Origin of the sequence: Christensenella sp., from assembly GCF_034927525.1 — a bacterium.
Lineage (GTDB): Bacteria > Bacillota > Clostridia > Christensenellales > Christensenellaceae > Christensenella.
This window is the reverse complement of sequence record NZ_JAYFPU010000023.1, coordinates 1-3,537: the sequence shown is the minus strand read 5'-3', so window position 1 is coordinate 3,537 and position 3,537 is coordinate 1. Positions and strand designations below refer to the sequence as shown.

Sequence of the window (3,537 nt, the reverse complement as noted above, 5' to 3'; positions counted from 1 at the left end):
ATATGCTGTACCGCCTTTACCTCCGTCATAGTAACATATCATTTTACTGCTTTGCTCCACCATGTATCGGTTTCTCTGGTTATAACAGCCTGGGCAATAATATGTATTCAGCATTAACGCTTCATCACACTTTTGCAATATGTCATAATACATGTCCCTATTTGTTTCATCCCATTTTTTTGCCTGTTCTTCAAATGGTATCACAGCAATCAATCTAATTTCTTTTGGATCGTTTGGTTTGATAACCTTTTTTCGTTTCAGTACAGTATCTGCACACAATAAATCAAATCCATAACAGGCTCCGAAGTAGAAAGTGTTTACACCATCTGCGATTGCCTCGTCGATTTCTTCCCACAGTCTTTCTTTAAGTTTTTCCAGCTGCTTCTTGCTTTGCGGGAGCTTTTCACTCCGATGACCGCTAAAGCATATAGTGTTTTCTTTTTTCTGCATAGTTTTATTCCTCCTTTTTATACTATATACATAGTATCTATTTATATGTATATAGTCAATACGTAATGTTGCATATAGAATAGTTATAGAGAGGTGGTTAATATGAACAACAGCAACTCGATTTTTGAAATTAAGGATTACGGAAAAATCAGCTTTCATGTAAAAGAAATCATGGATAGCAAAGATATGACCAGAAGCAAGCTTGCTAAACTTGCCAACATTCGTTTTGAAGTAGCCGATAAATGGTACAACGGAAATATTGAGCGTATGGATATTGATGTCCTCACTCGTATCTGCTTTGTTTTGGATTGCGCGATTTCCGAATTGATGACCTATGAAAAGTAAATCTCGCTGATACAGAGTCTGTTTTTTACAGGCTCTTTTTATTTGCAATACTTAATACCTCTTGCCCATACTTGGCAAGGAGTATGGCATGAACGATAGCTTGAAAGGTTTTCTCATCAATAAGACTTTCATCGGCAATTTCATTCAACTTAATATATTCTTTTCCTGTAGATATTGTCTTTGCTGTTTGATAGACAGCATATCTGTTGGTATCAATCCCTTTTAGATGGATTGATTTAAAATCAACCTTTGTTAAATAAATATGTGGGTTAGACCATTCCCAAAGTTCATGATCTGCTGTAAGCAAAAACAGAGTGGCAAGAAATTGATAATCAATCTTCTTTACCACTCTGTTTTTAATGTTAATAATATTTTCAAATCGCTGTCGGTGACAGCTGTCACAAAAGAAATCACCGTTAAACTCTAAAATCAATTTACTCAATCTTTTTTTTAAATTATATTCTCTGAAATCTTTAAAAGTATTTTTAACTATGCTTTCATAGCATACTGAGTTAGCTTTCAATCTTTCAGATATGACTAAGCACTTACTTTCATCATTCTTGCATTTTGGATATTCAGTGCAAAACCGACAGGTGGTTTCTTCTTTATTGAATGGAAATCCTTTTAATATAATCAATCCTTTCCCTCGCTTAGTAAAATTTGGCACAAGCATCATCATTTGCTCAAATTCCTGTAACCTTGTGCCATACATAAATAATTTTGACATTGTAATCTTTCCTCTCTTTCTGATTTTGGGTATAAAAAAAGAGGCAGAGTCTATAGGTCATTTAAGTTGGCCTAAAAACTCTGCCTCATAATTTTTCATTTATTTGATTCGATTAACCGCAATGTCTGTTACGGCAACATTATTCCTTTTGATGCTAAATACATCTTTATCGAAGCATATATAACGGGTGCCCCAGTGGTAACTCCAGCTACTGCAATATCTCCGCCTTTATCTTTAACATAATCCCAAAGTGGGTGGCTTGTATCTATTTGATCCTGAATAAGTTTCATGATTTCCTTTTCAACAATAACTCCATCTTCTCCTGATGCAAAGATATTATAAAGAATTCCCAATTGCTCTTCATTCAGTTCCATTTGCTTCTTCTGCGTAGCCAACTGCTCTTTCAATATATCAATATATGCATTTTGATTATCCACTACTTTCTGTAATTGAACATTTGTTTCTGCTGTATTCATTGCGGTTTGCTCAATGGCTTTTAACTCTCTTTGACGATTATTATATGCTTCCTCGGCAAGTTGCATGGTTAGTCTATTACTTTCATCAATTTGAGCCTGTACACCTGAAGCCAAATTAACAGTTTTAGTTAAATCAAGATTAAAATTACCAGGGAATTCTATACCACCAAATTTATCATTCACCATTATTTCACCCTTTCCTACTTTAACTTTCACAAATTGCTTTTTCAACTATTGAAGTCTCTGAATCACTCATTTTCCTATGAATTTAAAATGTCATCTATATTTTTACCATTTTTTAAGGCTCAAAAACAGCACTTTTTTGCCCATTTTTAAGCCTCAAAATCAGTCCAAAACCACAACATATTGTGTTTGAACGCTACTTTTCTCCATCCGAACCACATTTCGTCATCAGTATTAGCGCGTCAACGTGGCTCGAGAGGACAGTATTGATGTCTTTCGAGCCGTCCGTTCTCGGAAACAAATCCACGGCATTTTTTCATTCGAGGTATTGGGGAACATATCGACTTGAATCATTTTACTTTAAGCCTTTATCGATAGCTTCCTGAATAATCTTATGACAACAAACCCCCAACGGATTGTTTTCTTTACAATTAGGATTTTTCATTGCTCCTGTTATGGCATTTATTTCTTTTACGGTTTTCGCACCATGCTTTACAACTGCTTCAATTACCTGACCTTCTGTGACTTCGCTACAATAACAAGCATACTTAGGATCTGCATCTTTCTTAAACCAGACAGGAACTTTAACTTGTTCTTTTAAGAATCTTACCCCATTATCAACGTTATAGTAGACAACACTACAATCTCCATTCATGCAAATCTTATATTGCTCCCCATCTACTAACTTGAGATAATCGTCTGTTACTAAGTGCTCAACGGTCACTTTACTAACAGAAATTCCTCCTTTATTGCATACCGGGCAATTATCCTTAGTTTGATCTATTTTCTGTGTATTGCACTCATGGCAACATTCATTAACATTGTTCATTATATATCCTCCTCGTCTTTGCTTCGCATTAAAAGAAGATGCACACTGCCTGCTATCAAAATTCGCCGATTAAGATGAATTCTACTCCCAATCGGCGATAAAAAAACTATATTTTCGTAATACTACAGATTTTTAACATTCAAGGCTCTAAAAGCATTTAATACTGCAATGATAGTTACACCTACATCTGCAAATATAGCTGCCCACATAGTAGTTATTCCAAAAGCACTCAAAATAAGAACAATTATTTTTATTCCAATTGCAAATACTATGTTTTGATGTGCAATTTTTAGTGTCTTTTTAGAAATCTTCATTGCAGTAGCAATTTTCGATGGCTCATCAGTCATAATTACAATATCAGCAGCTTCAATGGCCGCATCAGAACCTAAACCACCCATTGCTATTCCAATGTCTGCACGAGCTAATACAGGTGCATCATTGATTCCGTCACCAACAAAAGCAAGTTTACCTTTTTTAGATTTTTGCGAAAATAATTCTTCTAGTTTTTCAACTTTGTCTGCTGGCAA

6 protein-coding genes are annotated in these 3,537 nt (G+C 34.9%); 1 reads left to right on the top strand and 5 read right to left on the bottom strand.

All coding sequences use genetic code 11. The features are described from left to right. The coding region (locus VB081_RS00810; RefSeq protein WP_323398971.1) for an SLOG family protein at positions 1–450 on the bottom strand (450 nt) is incomplete at its 3' end. Between the two features lie 102 nt (positions 451–552). Between VB081_RS00810 and VB081_RS00805 the strand changes: the two genes are divergently transcribed. After that, positions 553–795, top strand: coding sequence for a helix-turn-helix domain-containing protein (locus VB081_RS00805; protein WP_323398970.1), 243 nt, complete (start codon positions 553–555; stop codon positions 793–795). 25 nt (positions 796–820) lie between these two features. Here the strand turns inward: VB081_RS00805 and VB081_RS00800 are convergent, their stop codons facing one another. From VB081_RS00800 to VB081_RS00785, 4 genes are all read right to left on the bottom strand, one after another. Then, positions 821–1,522, bottom strand: coding sequence for a hypothetical protein (locus tag VB081_RS00800; protein ID WP_323398969.1), 702 nt, complete (start codon positions 1,520–1,522; stop codon positions 821–823). 128 nt (positions 1,523–1,650) lie between these two features. After that, on the bottom strand, positions 1,651–2,229 hold the full coding sequence (locus tag VB081_RS00795; protein WP_323398968.1) for a hypothetical protein: 579 nt from the start codon (positions 2,227–2,229) through the stop codon (positions 1,651–1,653). Positions 2,230–2,536: 307 nt separating this feature from the next. Next, complete coding sequence (locus tag VB081_RS00790) at positions 2,537–3,010, bottom strand: Csac_0668 family 2Fe-2S cluster-binding (seleno)protein (RefSeq protein ID WP_323398967.1); 474 nt, start codon at positions 3,008–3,010, stop codon at positions 2,537–2,539. Positions 3,011–3,132: 122 nt separating this feature from the next. Continuing rightward, positions 3,133–3,537: HAD-IC family P-type ATPase (locus tag VB081_RS00785; RefSeq protein WP_323398966.1), on the bottom strand; the 405-nt coding region annotated here is incomplete at its 5' end.

Coding starts and splice junctions, on each gene's coding strand:
- VB081_RS00805 (WP_323398970.1), top strand. CDS start 553: ATGAACAACAGCAACTCGATTTTTGAAATTAAGGATTACGGAAAAATC.
- VB081_RS00800 (WP_323398969.1), bottom strand. CDS start 1,522: ATGTCAAAATTATTTATGTATGGCACAAGGTTACAGGAATTTGAGCAA.
- VB081_RS00790 (WP_323398967.1), bottom strand. CDS start 3,010: ATGAACAATGTTAATGAATGTTGCCATGAGTGCAATACACAGAAAATA.